The organism is Planctomyces sp. SH-PL62, from assembly GCF_001610895.1.
In the GTDB taxonomy this organism is placed as follows: domain Bacteria; phylum Planctomycetota; class Planctomycetia; order Isosphaerales; family Isosphaeraceae; genus Paludisphaera.
Window position 1 is genome coordinate 5,914,758 of sequence record NZ_CP011273.1, and the last position, 25,845, is coordinate 5,940,602.

17 protein-coding genes and 1 tRNA gene are annotated in these 25,845 nt (G+C 68.2%); 6 read left to right on the forward strand and 12 right to left on the reverse strand.

Features of this window, described 5'->3' with window-relative positions; all coding sequences use genetic code 11:
- Positions 1-75 precede the first annotated feature (75 nt).
- Positions 76-2,367 carry a putative PEP-binding protein gene (locus VT85_RS23150; RefSeq protein WP_068420348.1) on the forward strand — a complete coding sequence of 764 codons (2,292 nt, stop codon included), beginning with the start codon at positions 76-78 and terminating at the stop codon, positions 2,365-2,367.
- A gap of 31 nt (positions 2,368-2,398) precedes the next feature.
- Here the strand turns inward: VT85_RS23150 and VT85_RS23155 are convergent, their stop codons facing one another.
- Entirely contained in the window at positions 2,399-4,240 is a 1,842-nt protein-coding gene (locus VT85_RS23155) for a diguanylate cyclase (RefSeq protein WP_197490960.1), read from the reverse strand.
- Between the two features lie 208 nt (positions 4,241-4,448).
- Positions 4,449-5,303, reverse strand: a complete 855-nt coding sequence (locus VT85_RS23160; protein ID WP_068420350.1) for a response regulator — start codon at positions 5,301-5,303, stop codon at positions 4,449-4,451.
- A gap of 428 nt (positions 5,304-5,731) precedes the next feature.
- Between VT85_RS23160 and VT85_RS23165 the strand changes: the two genes are divergently transcribed.
- Positions 5,732-6,757 (forward strand): SDR family NAD(P)-dependent oxidoreductase, encoded by a 1,026-nt coding sequence (locus tag VT85_RS23165; RefSeq protein WP_068420351.1) that lies wholly within the window; start codon positions 5,732-5,734, stop codon positions 6,755-6,757.
- A 12-nt stretch (positions 6,758-6,769) separates the two neighbouring features.
- Here VT85_RS23165 and VT85_RS28770 read toward each other — a convergent pair whose 3' ends face one another.
- The 3 genes from VT85_RS28770 to VT85_RS23180 all read right to left on the reverse strand — a co-directional run bounded on the left by VT85_RS28770 (position 6,770) and on the right by VT85_RS23180 (position 11,111).
- The gene (locus VT85_RS28770) at positions 6,770-7,243 is read right to left on the reverse strand and encodes a ribosomal protein L7/L12 (protein WP_068420352.1); all 474 of its coding nucleotides are present in this window, start codon (positions 7,241-7,243) and stop codon (positions 6,770-6,772) included.
- 43 nt (positions 7,244-7,286) lie between these two features.
- Positions 7,287-8,051, reverse strand: a complete 765-nt coding sequence (locus tag VT85_RS23175) for a TolB family protein (RefSeq protein WP_068420353.1) — start codon at positions 8,049-8,051, stop codon at positions 7,287-7,289.
- Positions 8,052-8,159: 108 nt separating this feature from the next.
- A complete protein-coding gene (locus VT85_RS23180) occupies positions 8,160-11,111 on the reverse strand; it encodes a zinc-dependent metalloprotease (RefSeq protein ID WP_197490961.1) in 2,952 nt (983 codons plus the stop codon).
- A 684-nt stretch (positions 11,112-11,795) separates the two neighbouring features.
- On the opposite strand from VT85_RS23180, the gene VT85_RS23185 reads away from it, so the two are divergent.
- Positions 11,796-12,398, forward strand: coding sequence for a PEP-CTERM sorting domain-containing protein (locus tag VT85_RS23185; protein WP_068420355.1), 603 nt, complete (start codon positions 11,796-11,798; stop codon positions 12,396-12,398).
- Between the two features lie 1,307 nt (positions 12,399-13,705).
- The gene (locus VT85_RS23190) at positions 13,706-14,488 is read left to right on the forward strand and encodes a Calx-beta domain-containing protein (protein ID WP_068420356.1); all 783 of its coding nucleotides are present in this window, start codon (positions 13,706-13,708) and stop codon (positions 14,486-14,488) included.
- Positions 14,489-15,693: 1,205 nt separating this feature from the next.
- Here the strand turns inward: VT85_RS23190 and VT85_RS23195 are convergent.
- Positions 15,694-15,766 (reverse strand) — tRNA-Lys (locus tag VT85_RS23195).
- 208 nt (positions 15,767-15,974) lie between these two features.
- Between VT85_RS23195 and VT85_RS23200 the strand changes: the two genes are divergently transcribed.
- On the forward strand, positions 15,975-16,745 hold the full coding sequence (locus VT85_RS23200) for a UvrB/UvrC motif-containing protein (protein WP_068420357.1): 771 nt from the start codon (positions 15,975-15,977) through the stop codon (positions 16,743-16,745).
- Between the two features lie 7 nt (positions 16,746-16,752).
- Here VT85_RS23200 and VT85_RS23205 read toward each other — a convergent pair whose 3' ends face one another.
- The 3 genes from VT85_RS23205 to VT85_RS23215 form a co-directional block, all read right to left on the reverse strand.
- Positions 16,753-17,646, reverse strand: coding sequence for a dihydroorotate dehydrogenase electron transfer subunit (locus VT85_RS23205; protein WP_068420358.1), 894 nt, complete (start codon positions 17,644-17,646; stop codon positions 16,753-16,755).
- Complete coding sequence (locus tag VT85_RS29780) at positions 17,643-19,628, reverse strand: pseudouridine synthase (protein WP_156513043.1); 1,986 nt, start codon at positions 19,626-19,628, stop codon at positions 17,643-17,645. The genes VT85_RS23205 and VT85_RS29780 overlap by 4 nt, the downstream gene beginning before the upstream one ends.
- Before the next feature lie 1,247 nt (positions 19,629-20,875).
- Positions 20,876-21,916, reverse strand: coding sequence for a DUF1559 domain-containing protein (locus VT85_RS23215; RefSeq protein WP_197490962.1), 1,041 nt, complete (start codon positions 21,914-21,916; stop codon positions 20,876-20,878).
- Between the two features lie 432 nt (positions 21,917-22,348).
- On the opposite strand from VT85_RS23215, the gene VT85_RS23220 reads away from it, so the two are divergent.
- A complete protein-coding gene (locus VT85_RS23220; RefSeq protein WP_082858831.1) occupies positions 22,349-24,052 on the forward strand; it encodes an ABC-F family ATP-binding cassette domain-containing protein in 1,704 nt (567 codons plus the stop codon).
- 18 nt (positions 24,053-24,070) lie between these two features.
- Here the strand turns inward: VT85_RS23220 and VT85_RS23225 are convergent, their stop codons facing one another.
- The 3 genes from VT85_RS23225 to VT85_RS23235 are packed head-to-tail and all read right to left on the reverse strand — an operon-like array spanning position 24,071 to position 25,768.
- The gene (locus VT85_RS23225; protein WP_231871431.1) at positions 24,071-24,529 is read right to left on the reverse strand and encodes an EamA family transporter; all 459 of its coding nucleotides are present in this window, start codon (positions 24,527-24,529) and stop codon (positions 24,071-24,073) included.
- A gap of 31 nt (positions 24,530-24,560) precedes the next feature.
- Positions 24,561-25,292, reverse strand: coding sequence for a DUF190 domain-containing protein (locus tag VT85_RS27060; protein WP_082858832.1), 732 nt, complete (start codon positions 25,290-25,292; stop codon positions 24,561-24,563).
- Positions 25,289-25,768, reverse strand: a complete 480-nt coding sequence (locus VT85_RS23235; RefSeq protein ID WP_082858833.1) for a fluoride efflux transporter FluC — start codon at positions 25,766-25,768, stop codon at positions 25,289-25,291. Before VT85_RS23235 ends, VT85_RS27060 begins: the two co-directional genes overlap by 4 nt.
- Positions 25,769-25,845: the final 77 nt, after the last annotated feature.

Genomic DNA, 25,845 nt, shown 5'->3' on the forward strand with positions numbered 1-25,845 from the left:
AGCCGCCTGGCCGACCTTGCCCGGAACGGCGGCGTCCCCATCTCGCCCGACAAGGCCAACCGGACACCTTTCGCCATGCCGCAAGCCGCGACCGCCGCGAATCAGGAGAACTCGCTGCTGCTGACCTTGGAAGAGATCAGCCGGCTGGTTTCGCATTCCCACGACCCGCAAGAGACCCTGACGAACACCGTCCGGCTCATCCAGGGCCGATTCCAGACCGACGTCTGCTCGGTCTACCTGATCGACCCGGTGGGGGGCGACCTGGTGCTGGCGGCGACGGTGGGGCTGGACCCGTCGAGCGTGGGGAACGTCCGGATGCGGTTCGACGAGGGGCTGACGGGCCTGGTCGCCGAGCGGATGGGGGCGGTGATGGAGGCCGACGCGTCGGTCCACCCCCGGTTCAAATACTTCGTCGAGGCGGGTGAGGACCAGTTCCGCTCGTTCCTCGGGGTGCCGATCATCGAGGCCGGCGCGGTCGAAGGGGTGCTGGTCGTCCAGACCCGTGAACGGCGACCGTTCCAGCCCAACGAGTGCCGGATGCTGGTGACGGTCGCCTCGCAGCTCGCGCCCCTGGTCACGGGGGCGAGGCTGCTGGAGCAGGTGACCGCCGCCGGGGCCTCGCGAACTCCCGAGCCGCCCGCCGAGCCCGACGCCGCGCCGGCGCGGGAGCTCCAGGGCCGCGGGCTCTCTTCCGGCCGGGGCTCGGGCCTGGCCTACGTGATCGACGACCAGTCGGCCCTGGGGCCCCTGCCCGACCGCCCGGCCGAGGACCCCGCCGCCGAGAAGGTCCGGCTGGCCTCGGCCGTCGAGGCCGCCCGCGAGGAGATCGCCCGGCTCAGCCGCCGGATCTCCCTGCTGGTGGGCGAAGACCACGGGGCCATCCTCCAGGCGCAGCTCATGATCCTGCAGGATCGGAGCGTGGAACGCGACCTCGACGCCCGGCTCGACGGCGGCGACACGGCCGAGGCCGCCGTGTCCCGGACGCTCGAGAAGTACGTCGCCACGTTCGCCCGGATGACCAACCCGTTCTTCCAGGAGCGGATCTTCGACATCAAGGACGTCTTCCGGCGCATCTTCTGGCACCTCCGGCCGCGCGACGCCGAGGTCGTCGCCGGCGACCGGATCGTCCTGATCGCGCGCGAGGCCTCGGTGCTCGACCTGTTCACGGTCGACCTCGACCGCCTGGCCGGCGTGGCCGTCGAGCACGGAGGCCCGCAAAGCCACGCCGGGATCATGGCCCGGAGCCTGGGCGTCCCCATGATCGGACAGGTCTCCGGCCTGCTCGACCAGGTCCGGTCGGGCCGCCGCATCGCCATCGACGGCGACGACGGCTCCCTGACCCTCGACCCTCCCCCGGACCGGGACGTCCCCTCGCCCCCCCCCCTGCGGATCGCGGCCACGGCCGAGGACGCGGGCGAGGTCGCGACCGTCGCCGAAACGCCCCGCATCGAGGCCAACGTCAACCTGCTGGGGGAGATCGGCCGGGTGGTGGACGAGAGGGCGGCCGCGGTGGGGCTGTACCGCTCGGAGATGATCTTCCTCGCGCGTCGGACCTTGCCGACCGAGGAGGAGCAGGTCGAGATCTACCGCAAGCTCGTCGACGGGGTCCAGGGCCGCTCGGTCACGATCCGGACGTTCGACCTCCGGCCCGACAAGCTCGCGCACGGCTCGGTCGCCGCCTCGACGGCCTCGCAGGCGCTCGACTGGCGGCTGGTCCTGGAGGCGCCGGCCTTGCAGCGGCTGTTCAAGGAGCAGGTGCGGGCGATCCTCCGCGCCGCGGCGAACGGCCCGGTGCGGCTCCTGGTGCCGCTGGTCGACCGCACGGCCCTGCTCGACTTCGCGCTGAAGACGATCCGGGAGGCCCGCGGCGAACTGGCCCGCGAGGGCCTGGCGTTCGGCCGCGAGGTCCCCGTCGGCGCGATGATCGAGGTGGCCGCCGTCGCCCCCCTGATCGTCGACTGGGCCGAGCGGGTCGACTTCTTCTCGCTGGGGACGAACGACCTCATCGCCTCGGCGCTGGGGCAGGACCGCGACCACCCCGTCGGCGCGCGAGCGGACGACGCCCTGCACCCCGGCCTGATCCGCATCCTGGCGGCCGTGATCGACGCCGCCCACGCCGCCGGCCGGCCCGTCTCCGCCTGCGGCGAGATGGCCGCCGACCCCGCCGGCTCGCTCGTCCTGACCGCCCTCGGGGCAGACTCGCTGAGCGTCGCCGTCGACCGCCTCCGGGCCGTTCGCCTGCACCTCGCCCCCCTCACCCCCGAGGCCCGCCCCCGCCTCCGCGAGCTCCTCCTCCGCGCCCGCTCGACCGCGGACGCGTGCGTCGCGGTGCGATCGTTCCTCCCCGCCGCCTCCCAGGCCTCCTAGCCGAGTGCGGGAAGCCGCGATTCGACGGGGCTCAACCTCGTCCGGCGGCCCCCGGCTCCTCGCCGGCACCCCCGACCTGGTCGAGTTCGACGCGGTCTCGGCCGCGGTCCTTGGCGCGATAGAGGGCGGCGTCGGCGCGGCGGATGAGCTCGGACGCGGACTCGCCGGCGAGGGCCTGGGCGACGCCGAAGCTGGCGGTGAGCCGGCGGTCTCCCAGTTCGGGCGGGGCGGATGAGGGCGTGGCGGCCCGGAGCCGCTCGGCGATCCGCGCGGCGACGTCCAGCGAATGGTCGGGCAGGAGGATCACGAATTCCTCGCCGCCGAAGCGGACCACCACGTCCTCGGCCCGGCTCTGGTTCTGGAGCATCCTCGCGAACGCGGTCAGGGCGCGGTCGCCGACGGCGTGGCCCCAACCGTCGTTGATCGACTTGAAGTGGTCGATGTCAGCCATGATCAGGCAGAAGGGCCGGCCCTCGCGGGCCTGCATTCGGAGGTGCAGATCGAGCAGGCGGTCGAAGGTCCGGCGGTTCGCAAGGCCGGTCAGCGGGTCGCTCTCCGCCTCGCGGCGGGCCTGCCGAAGCGCCTGCTCCACGACGATCGAGGAGGTCGCGTCGCGGAGCACGACCAGGCACCCGGCGACGCCGCCCGAATTGTCGCGCACGAGCGAGCCGCGGACCTCCACCCAGAGCTGGCGGTGGTCGCGATGGTGGAAGAACAGATGGAGCTCGACCGAGCGGCCTTCCCGAAGGCAACAGGCCGCGGGGCGTTTCTCCCGGCTCAGCGGCACGCCCAAACTGTCCGTGAAGGCGATCCGCTCGACCGTCGCGAACGGACGAATCATCTCCTCGCGCGAATAGCCCGTGAATCGGACGGCGGCCTCGTTCCAGTAGAGGATCCGCCCGGTGGCGTCCACCATGTAGGCGGCGTCCGGGAACGCTTCGATCAGTCGCCTAGCGGAATCGTGGTCCGTCGCCTCGCCCGCCGGGCGGCCCTGTCGGGAGGCCAGACGCTTGACGAGCGTGACCCCGTCGCCGTCGCGGTCGAACCGGACCTCGTCCATGAACGACCGCATGAGTCGCAGCGCCCGCGTCGAGAACCGTCGCGACGGCTCGGCCGCGAGGGGGCCGGCGGCGGGGGGAGGGGCGGCTCCCTCTCCGTCCTTGCGGAGCGTGAATCGCGAGGCGTCGGGTTCGTGGACGACCGTCAGAGCCGCGCGGCGGTCGGGGCCGACGACCGCGCGGAGGGCCTCCTCCAGCGCGATTGCCATCCGCAGCGAGTCGGCCGGGTCCCAGCCCCCCACGACCTCGAACTGCTCACGAACCGCGGCGATCGCGACGGCGAGGGCCTCGGGGTCGTCGGCCACGACGAACCGCGATTCCTGCCGGACCAGCCCCTCGCAGCCCCGCGGCGGGACGGGCGAAGTGAGCCGCCGCAGTCGATCCAGGGTCGGCCCCAGCTCGGCCTCCAGGCGATCCCGGGCGACGTAGTCGGTCGCGCCCATACGGAGCGCCTCGGCCACCTCGGCCTCGCTTTTCTCATCCCCCTCGTCGCCGGCGATCACGACGACGGGGATCTCGGGACGACTGCGGCGCAGGGACCGGACCAGCTCCAGCCCGACTCCATCATCGGTTTGCAAGCCGGCCAGGACCGCCGCGACGTCCTCGCCGCGCACGACGGCCGTCGCCTCCTCGGGGCCGCATGCGTACCGGACCCGGCGGCCGAGTTGGTTCGCGATCACCACTCCCGCTCGCGAGCGTCGGGCCGGATCGCGATCGACCACCAGCACGACGGCCGGCTCGCCCGGAACGATCCCGAAAGCCTGGCGCGGCGTGGACGCCACGTCGTCTCGACCCGCTCCCCGGTGCACGGTCACGGCGACTCCTCGGGATTCCATGCCCGTACCCCGAGGGGGCGTCTCAGGCGCGAAGCCTCGGCCCCCAGGCGGCGAAGATTCGAGGGCCGGGGGCGCCTCGACCCGCGCCGACGGCCCCCCCTCTCCTCTTCCTCAACACTAGAATCTGAAAGCCGCTTCTTCCAGGGAATCGACCGAATCTCGAGCGGCGGTCGACTCGCCGGCCGGGTCAGCGAGTCGTCGCGTCGACGTCGGGGGCGTCGAGGCGCTTGATGAGCGTGACCTCGTTGCCCCGGGCGTTGTAGCGGAAGTCGTCGACGAGGCCGCGGGCGAGCATGATCCCGAAGCCGCCTTCACGAATCCCCAGCTCGTTGCGGAGGTCGATGTGGCCGATCGGGTCCTCGTCGGACGCGGCGTGCGGGACGTCGCCCGGATTGAAGCCCGGCCCCTGGTCCTGGATGATCAGGGTGATCGCCTCGGAGTCGATCCGGTAGGTGATCCGGAGCACCAGGTCGGCGTTCTTACGGTGCCCCCACTCGATCGCGTTGCCCCCCATTTCCATGACGGCCTGCTTCAGATCCTTGATCTGGCGGTCGGTGAGGGGGGTATGGGCGAACATGTCGGCCAGCATGTCGTTGGCCTGCTGAAGATAGGTCAGCTCGCTGCGGATGTCGAAATTGATCTCGCCCGAGGTGCCCCGCTTGCGGTGTTCGTCGCTCCAGGCGAGCGCCTCGTCCATCGTCCGGAAGAGGGCTTCGGGCGTGAACGGCTTGGACAGGTAGCCATTGGCCCCGACCCGGACGCCGGTCACCCGGTGGTGGTCCTCTTGCAAGGCCGTGACCATGACGATCGGGATCAGGTTCGTCTCGCGGTCTCGCTTCAGGTCGTCGCAGATGGCGAAGCCGTCGAGATCGGGCAACATCACGTCGAGCAGAATCAGCGCGGGTTTATGCTCGGCGACGGCGGCCTTGACCTGCGCACCGGCGTACAGCTGGATCGGTTCGAAGCCGCGAGACCGAACGAAGCTGGCCAGGATGTCGTTGGTGTCGCGCTCATCGTCGACGATCAAAACCGTGCGCGGCATGGGCATAACTCGAAAGGACGTACGGAATAGCGATGAGGTCCGGCGACGTCGCCCGGGACGTCGGCGGAAGGTCGGGCTTATTGTCCCGCGCCGCCCCGATCGTGGCAAGGGATTGATCGGCTCGACTTCTCCGCCGGGACGCGCCGGGGCGTCGTCCTCGCGTCTCGCCCGAGCCTCGATCCCCGGCCGCGATCGCGATCGCGATCGCGACGGATCGCCCTTCCCTACGTTTTCTATGCGAGGGTCGTCGGATTCGTGACCCTCCCGGCGCCCTCGAAATCGGCCCGCCGTCTCCCTAATAATTTAGGAGCCCGGGGGCCTCCCTGTCCAGCCCCCTGGCCGCCGGGCCCCGGCGCCGGAGTTGCAGCCGGGGATCTGGAGTCGGCTGGTTCGAGCCTCGCGAGTCCGGACGGAAAGGAGCCCAAGCCATGCACAGCGGCCTGAAGAAAGCCCTCGCCCTCACGGCGGCCGGCGTCGGCGCGGCGGTCGCCGCGCGGGCCTTCGTCCGAAATCGTCGGCGGATCCCGCTCCGGGGCCGGACGGTCCTGATCACCGGCGGCTCGCGCGGCCTGGGCCTGGTGACCGCCCGGGAGTTCGCCCGCGAGGGCGCGCGGGTGGCCCTCTGCGCCCGCGACGCCGACGAGCTGGCCCGCGCCCGGGCCGACCTCGCCTCGCGGGGCGCCGACGTCGCGACGTTCGTCTGCGACGTGACGGACCAGGATCAGGTCGACCGCACGGTCGCCGACGTCCTGGAACGATTCGGCCGCCTCGACGTCCTGGTCAACAACGCCGGGGTCATCCAGGTCGGCCCGTTCGAGGAGACGACCCTGGACGACTTCGACGAGGCGATGCGCACCCACTTCTGGGGCCCTCTCTACGCGACCCTGGCCGTCCTCCCGTCGATGCGAGCGCGGGGCGAGGGCCGGATCGTCAACATTTCGTCGATCGGCGGCAAGGTCTCGGCTCCCCACCTGCTCCCCTACAGCTCCAGCAAGTTCGCCCTCGTCGGCCTGTCCGAGGGCCTCCGCGCCGAGCTGATCAAGGACGGCGTGTACGTCACCACGGTGGCCCCCGGCCTGATGCGCACCGGGAGCATCCACAAGGCGACGTTCAAGGGCCAGAACCACAAGGAGTTCGCCTGGTTCGCCATCGGCGACTCCCTCCCCGGCCTCTCCATCAGCGCCGAGGCCGCCGCGCGGAAGATCGTCGACGCCGCCCGCCACGGCGACGCCGAGGCCATCCTCTCGCTCCCCGCCAAGCTGATGGCCACGGCCCACGGGCTCGCGCCGGGTCTCTTCGCCGAGACGATGGGCGTGATGAACCGCTTCGTCTTCCCCGCCCCCGGCGGGATCGGCCGGGCCAAGGTCGAGGGCAAGGACAGTCGGTCCGCCCTCACCCCCCACTGGGCCACCTACCTGAGCGACCAGGCGGCGCTGCGCAACAACGAGACGTGAGGGACGCCGCGATCAGGCGAGGCCCTGGAGCACGACCGCCAGGGCCCCGCACAGGACGATCGCCGCGAGGAGCAATCCCGCACACCCCGAGCCCTTCGCGGCGATCCCATGCCGCCGGCCCAGGTCCTCGACGGCGTCCTTGGCCTCCTTCAAACCCACGCCGGTCCGCTCCCTGTAGAGCTTGACGGCCTGGATCTTCTCGTTTCGTCCAAGAAGCGAGAGGAGTTCCGGCTCGATCGCCCGCGAGCCCTTGCCCGGCGTCGGGACTCCTTCCCCGCGGATCATGGCCTCGACGGCGTCCTTGGATTCCTTCAACCCCGCGCCCGTCGCCTCGCGATAAACCTTGATCGCCTCGATGATCCTCCCTTGCGCCGCGATCGCGCGGACGCGAGCCTCCAGCGGATTCGGGGCGAGCTGGGCTCCGCATCCCTCGCAAAACGACGCCTCGGCCGAGACGCCGCGCTCACAGGACGGACATCGCGGCATGACTCCCCCCTCGATTCATGGGACTTCAGCCCGGCCCCGCGGTTCAGTGCCTCCTGAAAACGGCGCCCGTGTCGAGATCCAACTCGTAGACCTCGACGTCGAGCCCGCCGGGAGGGTTCACCGCGAACGCGAGCTTTTTGCGATCGTACGACAGGCGCGGCTGGGATTGAGAAGCATGCGGCGGGGGAGGATCGACCGAAGAACCGACCGAAAGCTCGCGCGAGGCCTCCTGGCCGCCGCGAAACGAAGTGAGGTCGACGACCAGCGGGCCTTGCTGGAGGGTCGTCGGGATTGGGGCGCCGGGGGGGAGCTTTTGGAGATTCTTGCCGTCGGCGTCGATCCGCCACCAGTCGGCGGAGCGGGCGAGGCCCGTCGAGGGAGAGACGCGGACGAAGTAGAGGAAAGAGCCGTCCGCCGAGAACTCGCGGGGGCTGTCCAGGAACGCGCCGCTCGTCAACGGCCTCGGATTCGCCCCCTCGCTCGACATCGACCAGAGATGGGTCCACCCGCCGACCTGTTTTGCGTAAACGATCGTCTTCCCGTCCGGGGAAAACAACGGTTGGTTCTCGAACGCGGGATCGCGGGTCAACGGGACCGGATCTTCGATCCCCTCGCCGCACACATAGAGGTCGCCGCGACCGGACCGAGGGGAAGAGAAGACGATCCGCCCGGTGGTCGGGGAGATCGAGGGCGATCCGCCCTCGTAACGCCCCGTTTCCAGGAAACGCCCCCAGTCGTCCTCCCCCCGGTCGCAGCCCGCGACGAAGGCGACCGTAAGAAGCGCCGCGAACCACGCGAACCCTCTCATGGAGCGATCCCCCCGGGGGGCCCCCCCCGCCCGGCCCTCGGCCCTCTCCCGCCGCGAGGGCCGAAGGAGGCGGTCGGGCCGGCCGAAGAGGGCCGTCGTCGATCTCGATCAGGGCTCGTTGGCGTAGAGGTTCGCCTTGAGGATCTGGTCGATCCGATGCCGCATCTCGGTGAGATGGGCCAGGGAGGTGTCATCGATCTTGCCCTGGTCGCGGGCCACGGCCTCGTCGATCTTGCGGCCGATCTCTTCGAGGTGCAGCCGGGCGAGGTTCTTGGCGTCGGGGGGCGTCGAGCTTGAGCCGCCGAGCATGACGACGTAGCCGTAAAGCGCCCCGAAGTTGTTGTCGTTCTTGGGGCCGAGGACCATCGCGCCCAGCCGCTTGACGTACTCGCGCTGGAGGTTGCGGCGGATGGTCGAGACGGCGGCGGGGGACGGCCCGGCCGGCGGCGGGGCCAGCTCGGTGAAGATGCCGTCGGTGAACGCCCGGAAGACGTCCTGGATCTTCAGCGGGTTCGAGCCGGGGTCGCTCTGTGCCTCCTGGTTCTGGAGCCTCTGGAGCGTGGCCGGGGCGAGGCATTCGTCGAGCGCGATCTCCTGGATGTTCAGGATCGCGTTGTAGACGGGATAGCCCGCGCTCCCGCCGGAGAAGTAGCGGTTGTCCTGCCAGGACTCGCGGACCAGCTTGCGGAGCAGGGCCGGGGAGAACTGGAAGGCCTTGTCCGAGAGGATCCGCTCGACGAGGAGCTTGAGCGCCTCGCGCTGCTTGTCGCCGGCGACCGGGATGACGGGGTCCTGGGCCTTCTCGGTCCCCTTGAAGTCGCGACGGACGGACTGGCCGCCGATGTGCTCGGCCGCGAGATACGCCCCGTTGCCGAACTGGCTGATACACGAGCCGAAGGCGGCGCGCAGGCGGCTCCACGACTCGTTGTCGCGGACGACCTTGGCGTCGAGATCCTTCAGCAGCTCGGCCGCCATCTCCATGCGCTGCTTGCCGTAGGCGAGCGTGTCGTTGCTGAGGTCGTAGGTGTTGACCTGGGGGTCGTTGTTGCTGAAGTCGTCGTCGGTGGCGAAGGTCAGGTCGGGATCGGGGGACTTCGCGGCGATCTTCTTCAGCTCGGCCGCCTCGTCCCCCTCGACCTGCTTGTAGGCGTACTCGATCGCCCAGTAGTCGTAGGGGCCGATGGTGGTGGAGGCGTAATCCCCCTGCTTCTGGCCTTTGGGGGCGACGTTGATCGGGTTGTAGTCCATCACGCTCCCGGCCATCCCCTTCACCCGGGTGACCGCCGTGTCGTTGATCTCCTCGGGCCTGAGCATGACGCTCGCCTTGAAGTTGTGGCGGAGGCCCAGCGAGTGGCCCACCTCGTGCATCACCACTTCCTTGATCGCCTGGCCCAGGAACTCCTCGGGGAGTTTGGGCTCGTCCTTCTTCGCCTGGTCCTTATCCTTGTCCTTGTCGTCGCCGTCCTTCTTGGCGTCGTCGAGGGCGAGGCCGGCCAGCGCCAGCGAGGCGAACCGCATCTCGCTCGACTTGGCGGCGGAGTAGTTGCAGGCGGCCAGGCGGCCCTGGCTCATCCGGCGCTGGAGCTGGGCCTGGATCGGGTCCCAGCCCATCGGCACGACGTCGAGGGCCATCGGCGCGACGCCCCCGGGGGCGATCGGCAGCCCGACGGCCGCCGCCTTGCGGATGGCGTCCCGGCGCGAGCCCGGCGGAGGGACGGAGAAGCCGAAGCCCTGCTTGCCCGCCATGATCGGGCTGATCACCTCGACCATCGCCAGCGGGACCACGTCGGCGGACGGCTCGCCGGGACGGGCGACGGGCGTGGGCACGCCCACGAGCATCGCGTACTCCTCCTTCCACGTCTTGATCCAGCTGGCGTCGAAGATCACGTCGCCGTCGATCATCTCGCCCGTCAGCGGGTTGCTCCGCAGCCCCGACATCGCGTAAGTCGACCCGGTCGTGATCCAGCGCAAGGTGCAGTAATTGATGTCCTCGGGATCGAAGTCGTCCTGATCGTTCTGCCAGCGGACCGCCAGCGCATTGGCGAAGCCGATCTTCTCGAACGCCTTGTTCCACTCCAGGATGCCCTGCTCCACGTACGGCCGGTGCTCCAGCGGCACGTTGTCCTCGATCCACCAGACGATCTGCTTCTTCGGCGGCGAGAGCTTGGCCTTGGGATCGGCCTTCTCCAGACGCCAGCGATTGATCATCCGCCTGGAGTCGGTGTCCGGGTTCGCCTGGCTGTAGTCGGTCACGGCGTTCAGAAAGTGCCCCACGCGGTAGTCGGCCGTCCGGGGCTTGTAGCTGGAGTCGGGCGCCTTGCAGAGGCTGTAATGGATGACCATCGTCGTCCCCCGAGGGTCGACCACCGGCGACGAACCGCCACCAAAAGAGTAGTAGCCGGATCGCCCACCCGAGAACGTCGCCTCCACCTGGATTTCGACGTTGTTGGGATACGCGCGGATTTTAAACCAACGCGACCGATTTTTATCAAAGCCTCCCATGCCGACCTGGGCGAAATCGCTCAAGAAAACATCGCCCAGATCCACGACCAGGCCGCCGCCGTTGGGGCTGATGCTCAGGATCGGCAGCGCCATGAGGATCGAGTCGGTGTAGTTCTGCTTGACCGCCTTCTCAAGCGGCGTCCCCGCCGCCGCCGTGAAGTGGATGTTCTTGCGGACGAGCTGCAACTTGTCGTCGACCCGACGGAACGAGAGCACCCACTCGTCGCCGAAATTCAAAGGGTTCCCCGCGCTCGCCCCTCCACGCGCGATCACGATCGGCGCCAGGATCGGCTGATCGAGCTGATTCGGCTTGATCTCGGCGTAAAGGTGCTGCTCCTTCTCATGCAGCGTGAGAAACCCTTCGTACTTCTTCGAGTCCTTCGTCAGTTCCGCGAAGTCCTGAAACTTCTTCGGCTCGGCCGGCTTGGCGGCCGTGGGCGTCTTCTCACCCGCCGCGTCGGGCGGCTTGGCCGCCTCCTGCCCCCAGGCGCCCACCCCCCCCAGCAACACGGCCAGGAACGCCGACGCCCGCGCAGAGTCCGACAATCGCCTCGACACGTCCATACATCGCCTCCCGAATGAAGCCCGAGGAATCAGCGACCCGTCGCGGGCGCCCCGGCGACCGCACAACCCCCGCAGCCCGCGCATCTCCGATCTTTGACAAAAGTCCAAGTCGATTGCAAGAACCTAACCTCGGTCCCGGCGTCCTTCCGCACGACCCTCCTTCCCCGGCCTCCGCTTCGTTCGCCTACGATCGCGGCCGCCACGTCGATCCCCCCAACCCCCGAGGAGGCCCCCCGCCACTTACATCGAGCTCAGGTCCCCATTTTCGACCCGACGAAGAACGCTTTGAATAGCAGCGAATTCCCGTATCCCGGAGGATCCTGCAGCGAAATCTCCAGGCATCAGCCTTACGCAAACAACCAGGCTTACCAAGACAAATATCGATACTGAGGAGGACAAGAAAGCCGCCGAAAATGCCACTGCTTATCATAGCGTAAAGCTTTATGTTTCCATTTGTCGACATCGCCTTCGCAAATCCAATCGAAACACTCCACAAACCGACATGATCCTTGACAACACCACATGGGCAAGTGTCTTATAGCAGCGTCCCTCGCACTTCCAAGAATGCAACCCGCCTGCGAGTGACGCGACACACGCTGATTGAGACACCGAATCCGCAGTGGTCGTTCCGATTGGTCAAGGATGCAACAAACAACGGATTCTCTCGAGGCCCACACCATGCGAACTCTTCGTCCCCTCGCGCTGCTCGCCGCCTTGGCCGCAGCCGTCGCGGTCGCCCCCGCCGTCCAGGCCGAGACGGTGCTCTTCGGCACCGACGGCGTCTTCACGTCGAGCGGCACCAGCACGCTCGACCTGGGGAATGGCAACTCCATCTCGTTCAACGGCCAGGGGTTCAACACCGCCAACCCCAACCCCTTCACCTTCGCCACCTTCGGCCAGTTCGACACGAGCGGCTTCACGACGGACATCGAAACCCCGGTCACGACCGGCTTCGAACTGACCATCGGCCAGTTGGCGCCGACCTTCGGCGAGGCCCAGTTCATCGGCACCATCGCCGGCAACCTGACCGTCTCCAGCAGCGGCGTGGTCCTCACGTTCACCTCGCCGCTGGCCGTGATGATCGGGAACATCAAGTATGAGATCCTCTCCTCCGACCTGGGCGCCGGCACACTCGTCCTGTCTCCTCCGGAGATCAACAACGGCCTGACGAGCATCAACGCCCGGATCACGGCCATCCCCGAGCCGTCGGCCTTCATCCTGATGGGCCTCGCCGCCCCGGCGGCGTTCCTCTACCGTCGGCGCACCGCCACGGTGGCCTGACCACAGACCTCTCTCACTCGCCGATCAGCGTGAAAGGCACGCTCCCGGAGGTCCGGGAGCGTGCCTTTTCGATTCTTGAGACGATGAGACGCCGACTTTCACCACACTTCCTGCCGCCGAACCCCTCAGGGCTCCACCCCTCGGCCGCATCGGACCGCGTCCGTCGACGATGGAGGGTGGCCTTTCGTCGCCCTCCTCGACCGATGACGCCACTGCTCGCCACGGAAAAGCAGGCTCGACCTCGAACTTCGGGGAGGAACGGCGAGCCTCCTGATCGCGATCGCCAGGGTCGACGTCCTGGATCCAGACGTCTCCTTACGCACGAAATTGATCACTTCCCCCCATCGTCCGGCGCGACCGTTCCCGTCGCCAGCGTTCGCGGATTCCCGGCCGAGCTCCACGAGCCCAAACTCGCTCCGACGCTCCGCCCGCCCTGTCGTACGCGAGTCGATCCTTCTCCCGGCCCGCCCCCCATTCGCGCGCCGGAAGCCGTTCAAGCCGCCAAAATCCACCGGATCCCCCTGCAGGAGCCCCGCCGAGGCGGCCCGCACGTCGCCCGACTTCGACGCGGAAGCATCGCGGCCGCGACCGGGCCGGGCTCTCTCTTGAAGAGACCCGATCGGCCCCTCGCGCCGCCGTTCTCAACACGTTTCATGCACATATCGACCAGAGCGATCGAGACGACCGAAACCGTCCGTCGACTGACACGACATCCGTATCCGCATATTTTCACTGCTTATTCTTTATAGAGGGCAGGCTGCGGCTCGCATGCCTCGATCGACGAAAACCCTGGAGAATCATCGCGTCGCCGGCTTGATCGAGCCCGCTCGATCAAGCCGGCGCACGGCGCCAAGGGTGCATTCAGGCACAGAAGCATTCCGTAAAAAAACCGACATATCTTCGATCAGATTCTTGACGCGGCCGTCGAAAGCCGCTAGGTTCGTGTCGACCTTTAGATGTGACTTCGCCGATCAGTTCGAGTCGCATCCCGCCGAGACCACGTTGAGCGTGGTCGACTGCAATGAATCGGAGGGGGGCCGTTCGACGGCCTTCCACTCCAACCATCCGTACCTGACGCATCGAGGACGTCCGCGGACGCGCCGACGTTTGGCGCCTCCACGCACTGACTTGAACGTCTCCCAAGCTTTTTCAGATCCAATTCGACACGATCGCCAACCTTCGTTCGATCCCTGAACTATGTTCTGGGTGGTCGACCGGTGCCGCCGCGGATTCTCGCACAGGCGCCAGCTCCAGCTTCATGACGGACCACACCCGGCCCTCTAACATGATATGAGCGAGAACAACGTATGTTCTTCGACAGATTCATTGCCCGGCGTCGCCGCCAGGCCGCCGTCCGCGCCAACGTCCGGTCCCGCCGCCCCGCCGTCGAGCTCATGGAGCAGCGTCAGCTCCTGGCGACCTACATCACCGTCGGCAACGTCACGATGACCGAGGGGACCGGCGGCACATCCACGGCGAACTTCGTGGTCAGCCTCTCGGCCCCCTCCACGCAGTCGGTCTCCGTCGACTACGACACCGCGGATTGGACGGCCCACGCCGGCTCGGACTACGTGGCCGCTTCCGGGACGTTGACGTTCGCCCCGGGCGAGAAGACCAAGGTCGTCCCGGTCTCGATCGTCCCCGACGCCACCCCCGAGTTGAGCGAACTCTTCAATCTGAATCTGTCCAACTCGACCAACGGCACGATCTTCACGAAGTCGGCCACCGGGAAGATCGTCGACGACGACACCGTCCTGGCCCCGAAGCTGGCCGTCGCCGACGTCCGGATGCTGCGAGGCATGACCGGGCCCCGGACCATGACCTTCAACATCACCCTCAACTCGGCGCAGCGGACCTCCGTATCGGTGAAGGCCGCCACGTCCAACTGGTCGGCCGTCGCGGGCGTGGACTATACGGCGAAGGCGGAATTGCTGACGTTCGCCCCCGGCGAGACGACCAAGTCGTTCACCGTGACGATCTTCGGGACCTCCACGGCGACGAGCGACAAGAAGTTCCTCGTGACGCTGAGCGGCACGAGCGCGTCGCTCGCCCGCGGGACCGCCGCCGGCACGATGGCCTACGGCGCGTGACCCAGGGTCCCGCCAAATCCCGGCCGGGGACGTCCCTCGACGTCCCCGGTCGCATCCATCGACCCAACACCTTCGCATCAGCCAATCATCATCATTCTCGCAATCATCAAGATCTCGCGATCGCGCCCGCCCGGCATGCGGACGCCTTCGTGATCTCCAGGGAAGCTGAAACGCCATCTCGGCTTGCGACCGACGGAACGTGGTGAGGCTCCAGGCCTCATTCGCGACACAAATCCGACACGCTCGGCCCCGCCCCGAGTTCGAAGCCGCCGAGGCGGCGCAACACCCGGCCGCTGGCGTTCCACCGTTCGCGTTCGACCCATGTAGGGCGTAGCGAGGTAGGCGGCCTTGCCACCGCGTGGCGGCCCGAACATCGCGATGGATCGGACTGGTGCCTTCGCGCGTCGTTCCTCAAAGCATCCCGGAGGGAAAGCGGCCCTGTTGTCGAGGGTGGGGCCGAACGGCATCGTGAACAGCGGTCGTAGCACGAAGCCTGCCATCGGACTCGCGGCATTGCGAGCATGACGCGGTCGGCGATGCCCAGGAGGCCCCGGCCCACCGCGTCGACGACCTCGATCCCGAGTCGCGCGGGTTCCCTCACGACCCGTTCCGTCGGGCCCCCGGCGGTTTCGTGAAATTGCTCCGGGGCCGCCAGGTAGCCAGCGACCGGTCCACACTTTGGGTAGCCCGTAGGGATCGTTCTAACGAGCCTCCCGTGTTCGTGCTGACCGAGGCATGAGGCGGCCCGTTCAACCCCCTCCGCGCCGACCTCACCGGAATGGCCCCGCAGGAATAGGTGCCAGGCACGCGAGCCGAACCTGGCGAGGATCCACTCCGCGATCGGGACGTCCCGGCCCAGAATGCGGTGGGACGTCCCGTCCTCGCACCGTCGGCTGGATCGGTCGAGGACGCTCATCCATCGCCCGTATCGTGCGGGCGAATCCCTGGATCCTAACTCGCCCAACTTGAGCGACCGCGATACCAGGACCCTTATTCGGGAGATCGCGCAAGCCCAGCCTGGAAATCCAGGTAGACTCGAGGCCGGTGGCGGCCTGGTCGTCGCACACAACGGACGACATGGGTCGAACTTGATCGACTGGAGTCGCCATGGACGGCCCGGACGAGCCGATGGGCAAAGTGAAATTCACCCGAGAAAAGACAGCGTCCGACGGGCCGGGACGGCCTGTGGCGGACGATGTTGGAAGTGCCCCCCGATGGACTCGAACCATCAACCCGCTGATTAAGAGTCAGCTGCTCTGCCAATTGAGCTAGGAGGGCGAGTGGCAGGTGTGATTGACTGGGGTATCATGACCGGTTTCCGGCTCTTTTGCAAGGGGGTGGCGGGCGAGATTTCGGGAATTCGTCTCCTGGCGCGTCGCGGGTGGGGGACGGGTCGCGGCAGTTAGAATTCCGGCGATCGAGGGGCTATAATCCTTCAGAGGAAACGGGAACGAGGCGGTCAGGGACGCGCTCGGGGGGCTCGAGGATGCGGAAGGATTTGGACGACGTCATCCAGGGGTGGCCTTATGATCCCGAACCGGGCGAGGTCCTGGCTCGCGAGGTCCGGGCGCGGGATGGCCGTAACGTCTTGCAGATCCGGATCGAGCTCGGCGTACTCCAGCTTGAGGTCGCAGGCCGGCCCGACGGATCGCGGCCGCACGGTGCGTCCACCTACCTGGACTACCTGCGTTACCACGCCGCCAACCAGGCGACGGACGGCGATAAAGGCTCGGACTGGCTGATGTCGCAGCATCATTGCGTCGAGGCGGATCGCGAGTTCGTCCAGTTCTACCACCGCCGCATGGCCTGGCTGTCGCTCCGGCGCTATGAGCTGGCGATCCGCGATTCCGACCACACGCTGGCGCTCATGGATTTCGTGCGAAAGCATGGATCGGACGAGGATTACATCGCCTCGCACGAGCAGTTCCGGGGGCTCGTCCAGTTTCACCGGGCCCAGGCCCAGGCGGCCCTCTCCCTCGAACACAGGCGTCCGGAGGAGGCGATCGACGCTCTCCGCGACGGCGTCGAGAGGCTCCTGAGTCATCAGCGGGCCTGGTGGGAGGAACGTGACGCGACCGATTCCCCCAACCCCTCTCTGATCGAGCAGCTTCGGCTCAACGAGCAGGAGATTCGCCGCAACTTCGCCGTAGAAAAGACCTTGCGCGAGCAGCTCGATGAGGCCGTCGCGCGAGAGGACTATGAGCAGGCGGCCCGGATCCGCGACCAGATCCGCGAGCAGGCCCGGACCCACCGCTGACCGTCGCTCAGTGCGACGGTCGCGACCAGTCGACGCGGTGGGAGGGGAAGACGGGCCCTTCGACGCAGACGCGCCGGAGGTCGGGCCGGCCGTCGTCCTGGAGGATCGGGGTCACGCAGCTGAAGCAGGCCCCGAAGCCGCAAGCCATGTGGTTTTCGAGGGATACGTCGCAAGCCACGGCGTACTCCTGGGCCAGTCGGGCGACGGCCGCGAGCATCGGCGGGGGACCGCAGGCGACGATCTTGGCGGGCCGTTCCCCGGCCTGAAGCCGATCAGACAGAAGTTGGGTGACGAAACCGTGACGGCCGGCGGAGCCGTCGTCGGTGGCGATCTCGACGCCGACGCCCGCCCGCTCGAAATCCTCGACCCCGGCCAGCAGCCCGGCCGAGCGGACGCCGTAAAGGAGGGTCGCGGAATCGACCGGCGGACGCCGATCTTCGCCCGCCTGGTCGCCGTAAGTCGTTCGTCCCAGCCATTCTCGACCGAGGGCAACGAACGGGGTCTGGCCGATCCCGCCGGCGACGAAAAGGGCGGAGCCCGGCCCGGGCGAGGGGCCGAAGCCGTTGCCCAGCGGTCCCCAGACGTCGACCCGATCGCCGGGCTTCCGGCGCGACAGGGCGGCGGTCCCCCGGCCGATGACCAGATAGACGACATCGAACGAGACCGGCTCGCCCTCGCCGTCGCGCTGGACGTCGTAGAGGGCGAACGGCCGACCCAGCAGCGGATCGTCGGTCCCTTCGTCCACGCCTCGCACCATGACGAACTGGCCGGGGAGGATGCGCCGGGCGATCTCCGGGTCGGCGACCCGGAGGCGGAACGTGCCCCGCGCGACCTCCTGGTTTTCCAGGATGGTCGCGGTGGGACGCATCACGGCCCGACTCTGGCAGGTCGCGTCGCTCATGCTTTGCCGCCCGGTCGCTTCCTCTTGATACCCATCGCCTTACGCAAAGGCCGACGCTTCGGCATGGGCCGCTTGGGGGCCTGGCCTTCGTTCACGGCCTCGGTCGTCTCGCGATAAATCTTGGCATCGAGGCCGATGACCCGACGCCCCTTCGGTGCGGGTCCCGGCGGCGGTCCCTGCTCCGTGCTCCGTCGCTGCGACGGCGGCGGCCCGGCCGGACGAGGCACTCGCCCCGGACCACCCGGCGGACGCGGGCCAGGCCCCTCGGGGCGACCCCCACCTTCGGGACGGGGGGGCCGCTGCGACGGCGGGCCTCCCTCGGCACGATAGCCGCCCTGCGGGCGCGACGGCGGGCCCCCTTCGGCACGATAGCCTCCCTGGGGACGCGGCGGGCCACCTTCGGCGCGATAGCCGCCCTGGGGTCGCGACGGACCTCCTTCGGGGCGGTAGCCCTGGGGACGCGACGACGGCCCTTCGGGACGATAGCCCTGGGGACGGCCTCCCGGCGCTCCCGGGCGGCCTCGACCGGAGGGACGCGACGGCGGGCCTCCCTGGGGACCTTCGCTGTAATGCGAGCGAGGCGGGACGACGCCGCTGGGCGACCGGACCGGCTGATTCTGTCGGTCGTCATTGGGCCGTCCCTCGGGGCGTGCCCGGCGCTGGGAGGGGGGCGGCCCCAGGGCCTCGATGTCGATCTCATGTCCCGGACCTCGGCCTTCGGCCGCTCGCGGTCCGGCGGCCGGGCGACCCTGGCCGTAGCCCTGGTTGGGACGGTTCTGGCCGTAACCCTGATTCGGGCGACCCTGGCCGTAGCCCTGGTTCGGCCTGCCCTGGCCATAGCCCTGATTGGGGCGGTTCTGGCCGTAGCCCTGATTCGGCCGCGGGCCCTTGCCGGGGGGGCGGGCGTTGTCCGGGAGGAAGCGAGTGGGGGAGATGGCGACGCCGGCGGCGACCTTGCGGAGCATGTCGACTTCGGTCCGCGTGAGCTGCCGGTGCTCACCGACGCTGATCCCCTTGAGGGTGATCGGGCCGATCGCGATCCGGGTCAGGATCATGACCTTGTGGCCGAATTTGGCGAGCATCCGGCGGATCTCGCGTTTCTTGCCTTCGGCCAGGACCAGTTCCAGGATGGTCGCCTCGCCCTGGGAGCCGACGATGCGGCTCCGCTTGGCGCGCACCTTGCCTTCGGAGAGCCAGACTCCCTCGGTCAGCCGGGCCAGGATGTCGGGCCCGGGGCTGCCGGCGACGACGGCGCGATAGACCTTCTCGACGCCGAACCTGGGATGGGCGAGGCGGTTGGCGAGCTGGCCGTCGTTGGTCAGGATCATCAGCCCGGTGCTGTCCTCGTCGAGCCGGCCGACGGTGTAGACGCGCTCGGGGATCTCGGAGAGCAGGTCGACGACCCGAGGACGCCCGGCGGGGTCTTCGTTAGTGGAGACGTACCCCTTGGGCTTGTTGACCGCGAAGTAGACGTGGCGCTCGGCCTTGAGCCTCTCGCCGTCGACGGCGATCACGGAGGAGCCGGGGTGCACCCGCGCGCCAAGCTCCTTGACGGTCTTGCCGTCGACCGTGACACGGCCCTGGAGGATGTATTCCTCGCAGGCGCGGCGCGACCCCAACCCGGACTGGGCCAGGACTTTCTGGAGGCGGTCGCCCTTCTCATTCTCGGGGCCGCCCTGGGCCTCGAACCGTCGGGGCTGGCGCGGGGCACCGCCGGCGGGGCCGCGAGAGGGCTTGCGGTCGCCGTAATTCGACCCCGGCCCCTGCCCCGGTCCGCCGGGCCGAGGGGGCCGACGATCGCCGTAGTTGGACTGCGATCCCTGAGGCTGGCCGGGGCGAAACGGCTTGGCCCCCTTGTTGAATCGCCGAGGTCCTGACCCGGAAAGGCTCCGCTGGGGGCCGCCGGGCGGTTTGGGTCCGCCCCCTTCTTTTCGCGCCGGTCGGCCTTTTCCGCCTCCCTGGAATGATCGTCGCTCCGCCATGGCCCACGCTCCTCGTCTTCTCTCTTGCACGGCAGCGAACGGGCCACCGGAACCGATTCGACCACCCCCCGAGGCTGCTCGCGCTCAGGGCGGTTGGATAGCCTTCCATCTTACGATTTTCGGGGCCCATTCGACCAGCACGGGCGTGCGATTGGATCCGACTTTCGCCTCGCCGCCGGGCGCCCCCCGAAAACCGGCGCCCCGTCCAACTCCCCATCCTGCAAATTTCGTCGACGTCCCAGGTTGCGAAACCGGCTCCGGCCCTAAAGGGGGGCTCCGGTCGACTGCTCCCAAACCGCTCAGCGAAACGCTCCGGGACGCCGCCGCGATTGGGTTCGATCGCTCCCGCAATTGGGTTCGATCGCGCCGCCCACAAACGGACCCAACCTATGCATCCCCTGACAAGACAAGCTCTTTCGTCAAAACCTCGGCCGTCGAAATTGGCTTCGTTCGGCGCTTTTGATGAATCTCGGGGCGTCGCAACGCGATTGGGTTCGATCGCTCGGGCCGGGGACGGATTCGACTCACGCATCCTTAACCAGGCAAATCCCTTACGTCACAACATCGATCGCCGTCTCCTGCCCCCCTTGAGGTAGTGGAGTCAAACGAGGAGCATTCCGGAATTGGCTTCGTTCGGCGCTTTTGATGGACCTCGGCGCGTCACGCCGTCAAGACGCTCGCCGTCATGTCATCCCACGGTGCCTCGTCCCGGTTCGGGATCGGCACATCATCCCAATTTAGATTGTACGACCGGATGCGCGGGTTGATCGCAGGGATCTGCGGAATCCGTCGACGGATCGCGAGCCGCCTCGGCGTCCGTCATCCTGGTACGGCCTCATAGGATGTCGTCGTCGAGCGTCCCTTCCCTGTCGACGACGGTGAGCCTCCGACCATGAACACAAAGCAAAAGGCCGTACTTGAACGCATCAAGGCCCTGGAGAACGCCATCGCGAGGGGGCGCGAGTTCCTGGAAACCGGCGCACATGCACACTGGCCTGGTTTTCGTCCCGTCTTCGTCCCCAAGGTCCGGGACGGCAAGGCCTTGCCACCTCACCCAGACTGGGTGAGACACGTGTTCCTTCCGGTTCGAGAACGGGCCCTGAGACGAGCGGAGGATCTGCTGGAGAAGTTGATGTAGGTCGTCCTGACGGACGGCCCCAAGCGCCGACGGTCTTGCAAGCACTGACGAAACCCCGGGAGGGGGTTTGCGCCAAGGCACCCCGAGCCCTGGTCGACCGCCCGCCGGGTCAAAACTCGTCGGTAGCGACGACGTCGCCGAAGTTGCGGGTCGAGAGCTTCTGCCAGACGCCGAAGTACGTCCCCGGAGCGATCGTGTACAGGCTCATGCCGTCGATGTCGGGCTCGCCGGTCCCGTCACGGCCGACCTCCGGCGGGTAGCCGGTCGCCGGGTCGTTCCGCCAGCTGTCGACCGTCTCCTTGATGAACCGCACCGAGCCGTCGCAGAAGGCCGCGTTGACCCCGCCGGGATGGAAGCTCGCCGGGTTCCTCGGGACATGGTTGACCGTGGTCGGGCCGATCTTCCCCGACCCGTTCGGCGGGAAGAACGTCTCGACCTGCGAATGCTTGCCCGCGCCCAGGTGCCACCAGTGGTAGCCGGACGGCGGCCGGGTGAGGCCGTCGGTGTTCACCTTCCCCCCGGTCAGCACGCCATGGGCGCACTCGCCGAAGAGCAGGGTGTTGCTCGCGCCATCGGTGATCCCGGAGAGCCCGACCGCGCCCTCGCCATAGATCACGCCATTCATGCTGGCATATCGCTGGGCGAATCCGTCGCTGCCCAGGCTCAGCGTCCAGGTGCCCGAGAACCCGGCGTAGCTGGAGAAGCACTGCCGCCACAACCCGATGGAAGGTGCGAACCACTCGCCCGCGTCCACCGACACCGGGGCTGAATCGGTGTCGCTGGGACAGATCAAGCCGCCGATGGCCTGACCCGCGATCGTGCTGTTCTCCGGGTAGAGAGCCTGCCGGTCGAAGTTGGCCGAAGCATAGGCCGGGCCCTGCTCCAGGTAGGGCAGGAGGCGGACGAACTGGCCGAGCGTGGCCGCCCCGTACTGGCTGCCCGGGAGGACGCCGTTGACGTCGTGGTAGTTGGCCGCCGCCAGGGCGAGTTGCTTGAGGTTGTTCGTGCACTGGACCCGCCGGGCCCCCTCGCGCACGGCTTGCACGGCGGGCAGCAGGAGCGCGATCAACACGGCGATGATCAGGATCACCACCAGTAGCTCGATCAAGCTGAAACCACGGCGGACTGTGGTGGGGTTGGTATCCGCCATGACAAATCCCCCGCCCGGGCATGAGAACGACGCCAACGAACCCATGACAAGCATCGGAGATGAGGTACGGCGTGGCAATATCGATGTTGAGGCGAAGATCGCCGGGACGATCGACTTCTGGTCGCCGGCCCCGACCGTGCGGAACGCTCGACTCGCCCACAATTTCGGCAAGCGTCGGCTGGGAGCTCGAAGAGGGAAAGCGAGGTGATATGGGTGGAATCGAAGCGCCGACGGAACGCCCCGCCCTCCCAAATTCGGCGCCTGGCCGATCGTGGCCTCGCGAACGTCCCTTGCCGAAGACCATCGATAAAGTTACTCTTATGAACTTTATTCCGACTCTCGACGCCTGATTTCGACGACGGGACCGGCCGGACTTCGATTCGGCGTTCGGTCCCCCCCTTCCTGCCCGCCATCCGCGAGACGAACCCCCCGATGATCCGTTTGGTCAACGCCCACAAGAAGTTCGGCCATCAGACGATTTACGACGGCATCGACGCCTCGATCACCCGAGGCGAGCGGATCGGCCTGCTCGGGAAGAACGGCACCGGCAAGTCGACCCTGTTCAAGGTGTTGATGCGCGAGGAGTCGCTGGACTCCGGGGAGATGCTCCGCGACCGCAAGTGCTCGATCGGCTATCTCTCGCAGGAGATGCACCCGCTCCGCGAGGGGACGGTCTTCGAGAACATGCTGAACCATCTCGGCCCCTGGACCGAGGCCGACGTTCGGCTCAAGGCGGTCATGAAGGGGCTGGAAGACGGCGACCCGCAGGCCCTGGACGACTACGACGACGCGATGGAAGCGTTCGTCTCGGCCGGCGGCTACGACATGGAAGCCCGCGCCAAGGCGATCCTGCTGGGCCTGGGATTCTCGGTCGCCCAGCTGGACGCGCCGGTCGCCACCCTCTCGGGGGGCTGGGCGATGCGGCTGGCGCTCGGCGGCCTGCTCGCCTTCGAACACGACCTGCTGCTCCTCGACGAGCCCACCAACCACCTCGACCTTTTAAGCGTCAAGTGGTTCGAGGATTTCCTCCGCTCCTACTCCGGCGCGATCCTGATCACCTGCCACGACCGCGACTTCCTCGACCGGGTGATCACCAAGACGTTCGAGCTGGAGCTGGGCAAGCTCCACTCCTACCCCGGCAACTATTCGGCCCACATCCCGCAGAAGGAGCACCGGCTGGCGGTCCACCAGGCGTCGTTCGACACGCAGCAGAAGAAGATCCGCCAGATGCAGGATTTCGTCGATCGCAACCGCGCCAACGCGGCGACCGCCTCGCGGGCCCAGAGCCGGCTGAAGGCGATGGACAAGATCGATCGGATCGACGCGCCCCGGACCGACAACGCCACCGCCCGATTCCGCCTGCCCGAGCCGCCCCGGAGCGGCCACATCGTCGCCAAGTTCGTCGACGTCGCGTTCTCTTACGGCGCCAGGGAGGTCTATCGCAGCCTCTCGCTGGAGATCGAGCGAGGCGACAAGGTGGTGCTGGTCGGGCCCAACGGCGCCGGCAAGACGACGCTCATGAAGCTGCTGGCGGGCGTCCACGCGGCGACGCGGGGCGAGGTCGCGTTCGGCAGCAACGTCCTCGCCACCTACTTCGCCCAGCACCGGGTCGAAGGCCTGAACATGAAGTCGACCGTGATCGCCAACCTGCGCGACGTCCACCCCGGCGCCAGCGAAGGCGCCCTGCGGCACATGCTCGGCGCCTTCCTCTTCTCGGGCGACGCCGTCGAGAAGACCGTCGGGTCGCTCTCCGGCGGCGAGAAGACCCGCCTCTGCCTGGCGCGGATCCTCACCGTCGCCCACAACTTCATCATGATGGACGAGCCGACCAACCATCTCGACATCGCCAGCCGCGACGTGCTCGAGGAAGCCCTGAACGAGTATTCGGGCTCGCTCTGCTTCATCTCGCACGACGAGCACTTCATCCGCGCCGTGGCGAACAAGGTGATCGAGGTCGAGGCGGGCAAGCTGACGGTCTACCCCTGCAGCTACGACGACTACCTCTACGCCAAGCTCAAGCGGCAAGAGGCCGACAGCCCCTTCGCCGTGCTCACGCGCAGGGTCAAGCCCCGGACCGAAGACTCCCCCAACGGCGCCGATCCCAAGGCCGGCCGCCGGGCGTCTTCGGTCGGCTGAGGTCGGGCCGAGGAAACCTCACCCGAACGCCCGCTTGAGGCTCTCCTGGATCGTGGGGAGGGTGAGGAGGACGCCCACGACGATGAGGGCGGCGCCGAGGAGGGTGAGGGGCTTGATCGGCTCGCGGAGGATCAGGAAGCCGAGCGACATGGCGATGACGAAGCTGAGCTTGTCGATGGGGGCCACGCCCGAGATCGGGCCGGTCTTCAGGGCGGCGAAGTAGAAAAGCCAGGAGAGCCCGGTCGCGACCCCCGAGAGGACCAGGGCCGTCCAGTCGCGGGCGGTGAGCGCGCCGAGGCCGCGCAGCTCGCCCCGCGCCAGGACCAGGACCGTCGCGAAGGCGACCACGACGAGGGTGCGGATGAGGGTCGCCAGGTTCGACGGGACCTGGCTCACGCCGATCTTCGCGAGCAGCGCCGTGAGCCCGGCGAAGACGGCCGACAGCGCGGCGCAGGCGGGCCAGTTCAGGTCCATCATCGCGAAGGACTCCGGCAGGGTCGGGCGGGCTTCACTTCAAGGGGGACGAGGGCCGGAAGTCGACGACCCGGACGTCTTGCACCACGATCAGGCCGCCGTCGACCATCTCTTTCAGGATCGGGAGGATCGCGTCGATCCGCTCGGGCCGGTCGACGATCTCGACCTTCTCGGGCACGTCCTCGGAAAGGCCGAGGAGGTGGGCGCGGTGGATGACGGAGGTGCGGCCGAACCCCATCACGCCGAGGCTCGCCGTGGCGCCGGCCAGGCCCAGCTCGCGGCACCGCATGACGATCGCCGAGGCCAGGTTGCGGCCCCGCCACAGATCCGAGCTGCCGAGGTAGAGGGTCACGCGCCGCGCTTCGCCTTCGAGCGTCATCGACGAGACTCCGGGGAGCGGAGAGACGGCGGCGGGACTTCCGACGCCCGCGACGCCGGCATGGGATGCATAAACGACGACCCGGACCGGCTCGACCGTGACGAGCCCGGCGGGCTCCATCGCGGAGAGGTCGCCGAGCAGGGAGTCGACGCGGTCGGCCCCGTCGACCACCTCGACGGCGACCGGCACGTCGAGGCCCTGATACTCGCTGCGGGCGTCGTGGATCCGGCGGCGGGCGCCGTAGCTGAGGTCCACGAGGAAAACCGAGGCCCCCGCCACTTGCCGCGAACGGGCCGTCTCGACGACGGCCCGGTAGACGGGCCGACCGCGCCATCGCCGGCTCGCGTTCAGGAGGAGCCGCAGGAGTACGGCGTCCGGCGGGATCAAGATCCCTCCTCGTCCACGGTCGCGGTCGCGTCGTTCGCGCCCTGCTCGAACGCCGCCGACCGGGGGGCGTCGGCGCTCGCCTGAGAGGCCCCGTAAGAGGGGAAGAGGTCTCGGGCCAGGATGATGCCCAGGAACGCGGCCAGGAATCCGGTCGCGACGCTCCCCGCCATGTTGAACGCCGCCGCGCCGCGCTCGCCGCGCTGCCAGAGCGTGACCGATTCGAACGCGAAGGTGGAGAAGGTCGTGTAGCCGCCGAGGAAGCCGGTCAGGATCGCCAGCCGGGCGTGGGGATGCGGCAGCCAGTGCGTCAGCGCGGTGGTGAGGAAGCCGATGGCGAACGAGCCGCTCGCGTTGATGACGAAGGTCCCCCAGTGCGAGGCGACCCACCGGCTCAGGCCCACGCCCACCCAGTAGCGGGCGTTGACGCCCAGCATCCCCCCCAGCGACAACACCAGGACACGGCTCCAGACTTCCACGGCGCGGCTCCCGACGATCGTTGCGAGAGGGTGAGGAACGAGGCGAGGCGAGGCGGGGTTCGGGCCGCTCGCCGATC

Bases quoted from the DNA above. Each gene is read 5' to 3' on its own strand.
- VT85_RS23150 (WP_068420348.1), top strand. From the start codon at position 76: ATGCCGCAAGCCGCGACCGCCGCGAATCAGGAGAACTCGCTGCTGCTG.
- VT85_RS23160 (WP_068420350.1), bottom strand. From the start codon at position 5,303: ATGCCGCGCACGGTTTTGATCGTCGACGATGAGCGCGACACCAACGAC.
- VT85_RS23165 (WP_068420351.1), top strand. From the start codon at position 5,732: ATGCACAGCGGCCTGAAGAAAGCCCTCGCCCTCACGGCGGCCGGCGTC.
- VT85_RS28770 (WP_068420352.1), bottom strand. From the start codon at position 7,243: ATGCCGCGATGTCCGTCCTGTGAGCGCGGCGTCTCGGCCGAGGCGTCG.
- VT85_RS23175 (WP_068420353.1), bottom strand. From the start codon at position 8,051: ATGAGAGGGTTCGCGTGGTTCGCGGCGCTTCTTACGGTCGCCTTCGTC.
- VT85_RS23185 (WP_068420355.1), top strand. From the start codon at position 11,796: ATGCGAACTCTTCGTCCCCTCGCGCTGCTCGCCGCCTTGGCCGCAGCC.
- VT85_RS23190 (WP_068420356.1), top strand. From the start codon at position 13,706: ATGTTCTTCGACAGATTCATTGCCCGGCGTCGCCGCCAGGCCGCCGTC.
- VT85_RS23200 (WP_068420357.1), top strand. From the start codon at position 15,975: ATGCGGAAGGATTTGGACGACGTCATCCAGGGGTGGCCTTATGATCCC.
- VT85_RS23205 (WP_068420358.1), bottom strand. From the start codon at position 17,646: ATGAGCGACGCGACCTGCCAGAGTCGGGCCGTGATGCGTCCCACCGCG.
- VT85_RS29780 (WP_156513043.1), bottom strand. From the start codon at position 19,628: ATGGCGGAGCGACGATCATTCCAGGGAGGCGGAAAAGGCCGACCGGCG.
- VT85_RS23215 (WP_197490962.1), bottom strand. From the start codon at position 21,916: ATGGCGGATACCAACCCCACCACAGTCCGCCGTGGTTTCAGCTTGATC.
- VT85_RS23220 (WP_082858831.1), top strand. From the start codon at position 22,349: ATGATCCGTTTGGTCAACGCCCACAAGAAGTTCGGCCATCAGACGATT.
- VT85_RS23225 (WP_231871431.1), bottom strand. From the start codon at position 24,529: ATGATGGACCTGAACTGGCCCGCCTGCGCCGCGCTGTCGGCCGTCTTC.